The following is a 3,463-nucleotide window of genomic DNA, read 5'->3' on the forward strand; positions in this document are numbered from 1 at the left end:
GACGAATAAACCTTATTGTTCGTATTTTTACGACAATAAGGTTTATTCGTCCACTGAGCATATGTCATTTATTTCAGTTAAAAGCGAATGTTTAATTTGTTAAATATGAATTTATTCGTCTTTTTTCTTGGGGTTTAATACATTAATGTTAAACAAAGCTGCATAATATCTTTAAAAAGCTATTTAAAATAGCAGGTCTCCTACCCACTTGCTTTTCTTTACATCATTTTTAACAAGATAAAAAGAAAAATGTAAATTTACCAAAACTTCAAGAACTTTTTGGATATGTAAGTATTACATTAACTGAACATTATACAAATGTTGTATATAAACTTAAAAAACGTTATTAGACCTTATTTCAAACTTTTAAAATGTTAAGTATCTGAAATAAAGTCATATAACCCCGTTCTGATTTCATATCGGGGTTATGTAAAGTTGTTTAATTTTTAGTCCAAGTACTTCTCAAGTTAAAAGAATAAACGGAATTCTAGCGGTAATTTTCATGTATTGGTTGAAACAAATCTTCTTCAGAAAGCCGAACAACAGAAAAATTGTCAACATTGTAATGACCATGAAGTATTTCATTGTGATGACTTATTATCTTTTCGGCAGATAGGGTTGTAGAATCTGTTGTCGAATGGCCATCTCTAACCAAAGTAACATCAAAATGATTCACTGTTGCAGTTCTAACCGCTGTGTCAATACAGTGTTCAGTCTTACATCCCATTATAACAAGATGTTTAATTTCGTTGTCCTTTAAATAATCCATTAATGGCGTACCATAAAACGAATTGGTAGCCGCTTTATCAAGAATCTTTGCATTGGTAGGTACTTTAACTTTTGGGTGTATTTGAAACCCTGGACCTTCACCATTAGCAACATCTTTATCTCTTATAAAGACGATTAAAGCTTGTGATTCTAATGCTTTATTAATAACTACATTAATTCGATCTAATAATAGTTCTTTATTAAAAACACTTTTCATTTCATTATTTCCATCAACTAGTTCTTGTTGTACATCAATAATAAGTAATGCTTGATTCAATAAGAAAACTCCTTTTCATTATCATTTTTATATATGTTCTCCAAAGCATTCTTCATTTTACTAATCATAATAACTCCCCCTTTATCTTCTTAACACTTATTTCGTTATAGAACCATAATATCCTCTTTTTTCTAGTATTGTTTGTAAACTTTATCTCATTTTTAGCTTTTACTTCTTGTTTTCGTATAAAAATATAAAAACCACACTGCATGATTTTGTTCATCAGCAGCTGCTCGTCGGAAGGTTTCTTTAATATAGGCATTATTCGAATCATCAGATATACTTAAATAAAAATCCACCGTTTCCTGTTCATCCTTTAAAGCAAATTCCAATCCTTCAATGTATTGTTTAGGACAATCTTCCGTAATTTTTGGTTGTGGTTGCATACCAGTTAAATTGAAATAGATTTGTGAGAATTCTTTGAAATGCTTTTTTTCGTCTTTACGTATTTCAAGTATTTGTTTTCTTTCTTGCTCATTTGGTGCTATTTTAGCTAAATGTGCGTAACAATTAATGGCACTAAATTCCCCATTAATCGCTTTTTCTATATTAGCAATCAATTTATTCGTTTGTCTCAGATAAGATTGAAAGCCATCTGTATATATATACATTTTACATCCTCCCCCATGATTCTCTCACTTAGTTTATGATTTCTAAGGAATCTGAGTGCTACTTTTTCATGGAAGAAAATGGTCATATAAACATAAGCAACATAAAAAGCATTCTGCATAATAACAGAACGCTTTTTATGTTGAAGAGTATTATTTCTAGAGCAAATTTCATTGAATCACTATAAGTAATTCAATCAATAACTAGATAGTATTAACTTTCATTTTATTATTTTGTTTTCGTTCGTATTTTTTGTACATCAACACTGAAGTAAACAAGATTGTACATGTAATCAAAGCAGCTAATGGCATCATGGCAATAATTTCATCTGGGAAAAGAAACATTAGCAATGGAAACGCATATGCTGCAGGAATTTGAACCTTAGCAATTCGTAACAGAATGTACATTAAGATCATATATAACACTGTTACTAATATCAGCGAATCAATAGCAAAATAAAGCAGTGTTCCAACCGTCGCAGAGATCGTTAGCACGATACTTTGTTTGAAAACCATTTTTCCATTGTACATGGGTTTTTGAAGTGATTCAAACACAACAACAAGAATTGGTGGGATCACTGCAACTTCGTAACCAACTAGCCAACATAAACCGATCCATATAGAAATCAGAACCACGTATACAACCATGTATTTATACTGTATCTTTGCATTCTTCTCCATTCCTTTATTCATTTCGAATAAATAAACTCCAAGCATGATTACGAATGTAAAAATGAAAACAGCTAGAATAAATGACCAATGAGTGGCATTCGTTACAACAGGTAGTAAACCAGTTGCTATAGATGGTGCTAAGTTAGATTGTATAAGTCGTAAAAATACAAACATCAAAATAAGTGTAAGAATGATCTTCACAAAATAATCAATTTCTAACTGATTAACCCCAAAACCAATCACTGCGGTTATAGAAGGAGCAAGAAATATTTTTGATGGCTGTCTAATCCAACCAGGTTCTCTGTAAGCCCACATTCCAATTGCCATTGCAGCGATTTCTGGTAAAATAATTTCACGATCTTCAAAAAGAACCGCAACAGCAACCATAGCGATAATTAATGTAAAAGCAAAGATATAAGATATAAACAATTTTTTATTTGTAACTGTTGAAACCATAATATTGCGAACCTCTTCCTATGTCCTTATTTAATTTACTATATCCAGTTGTAGAGTTTGTATGATTAAATCCCGTAGTATGTAAACGTAAGAAAACGCTCAATGAAATAATGACCCCTGCTAATTATAACAAAGAAATCACTTCCGTACTTCTTACATGTTTAGAAAGGCTAGCTATGTATATTACTTATCTGTTGAAATAATCCAAACATCTTTTTCATTCCCTTTTTTTCCTTTTAAACTATTAACAAACTACCCAATTCAAAATTAAGCAATTTCAGATCGTTTAGGTTCTTATTACATTATTTTGTATTTCATGCTATAGGTGGTGGCTATTTTTCCGCTTCTTTCTCTGTCTTCTTTCCAAGATTTTATGAATGACTACCAAAATTAATAGTGGGATCAATATGATTAAAAAGGGCCAAAGTATCTCCATTAAATTCAGCCTCCTTTGATAATAAATTCATGTATAAATAAAATTTCATTGGACATATTCATATGATTAACATGGGTAAAAAGCCATTCTATATTTAACACTCCCTTTCACTACACAAGTGTAGCTAATAAATGTGCATTTTTTATAGATTTTACAAATTCATATTTTCTGCTTAAGCTCTTAAAATTAAATAATTAATATATCCATTCCGATAGAAATTCTGAATTTGATGGGTATTCAAGTTGA

Annotated in this window: 3 protein-coding genes; all 3 read right to left on the reverse strand. The window is 30.4% G+C overall.

Going from position 1 to position 3,463, the window contains the following annotated elements; all coding sequences use genetic code 11:
• Positions 1 to 487: 487 nt before the first annotated feature.
• Positions 488 to 1,045, reverse strand: coding sequence for a cysteine hydrolase family protein (locus V7014_RS20955; RefSeq protein WP_335509968.1), 558 nt, complete (start codon positions 1,043 to 1,045; stop codon positions 488 to 490).
• A 161-nt stretch (positions 1,046 to 1,206) separates the two neighbouring features.
• Positions 1,207 to 1,656: a ferritin-like domain-containing protein gene (locus V7014_RS20960; protein WP_335509970.1), complete on the reverse strand. Its 450-nt coding sequence runs from the start codon at positions 1,654 to 1,656 to the stop codon at positions 1,207 to 1,209.
• 201 nt (positions 1,657 to 1,857) lie between these two features.
• Positions 1,858 to 2,781: a hypothetical protein gene (locus V7014_RS20965; protein ID WP_335509972.1), complete on the reverse strand. Its 924-nt coding sequence runs from the start codon at positions 2,779 to 2,781 to the stop codon at positions 1,858 to 1,860.
• Positions 2,782 to 3,463 lie beyond the last annotated feature (682 nt).

Source organism: Bacillus sp. JJ722 (genome assembly GCF_036963345.1).
Classification (GTDB): domain Bacteria; phylum Bacillota; class Bacilli; order Bacillales; family DSM-1321; genus Bacillus_AD.